Raw genomic sequence first — 581 nt, 5'->3', positions numbered from 1 at the left:
CCTGCATTCAACTCTGAAGTGCATCACCCTTTAGGCTGCTGCAGCAGCCGTATATTCTCCCATTATCTGTTTAGGAGTTTTATAACCCAACAGTTTTCTTGGGCGATTATTTAAACGCTCAATAGCCGCCTCGACATCTAATTGATCTACAAGCTTGAAGTCAGTTTTTTTCGGAAAGTACTGGCGCAGCAGGCCATTAGTATTCTCATTCAGGCCCCTCTCCCAAGATGAATACGGATGCGCAAAATAGACCTGCGCATCCAGAGCCTCACTAATCTTTTCATGCAGAGCAAACTCTTTGCCGTTATCGGCAGTAATAGTGTGAACTAAGTGCTTATACGGCTTAAGCAACGCAATAGTAGCTTGAGCAACCAACTCTGCCGTCTTGCGCTCAACCTGCTGAGAGAGGGTAAATTTGCTCTTTCGATCTACAATAGTGACCAAAGCACCACTATGGCCTTTGCCTATAACGGTATCAATTTCCCAGTCTCCGATGCGAGATTTATCCTCGACAACTTGTGGACGCTGTTCAATGCTGATGGCATTTTTAATATGCCCTCGAGTCGACTTTCCATTAGCTC

General features: G+C 45.3%; 1 protein-coding gene. It reads right to left on the bottom strand.

From position 1 onward, the window contains the following. Positions 1 to 30 precede the first annotated feature (30 nt). The coding region (locus tag MO867_RS22500) for an IS30 family transposase (protein WP_252473331.1) at positions 31 to 581 on the bottom strand (551 nt) is incomplete at its 5' end.

This window comes from Microbulbifer okhotskensis (assembly GCF_023895975.1).
In the GTDB taxonomy this organism is placed as follows: Bacteria; Pseudomonadota; Gammaproteobacteria; order Pseudomonadales; family Cellvibrionaceae; genus Microbulbifer; species Microbulbifer okhotskensis.
Note: the sequence above shows the minus strand (reverse complement) of the source record. Positions and strands in the feature narration are given on the sequence as shown.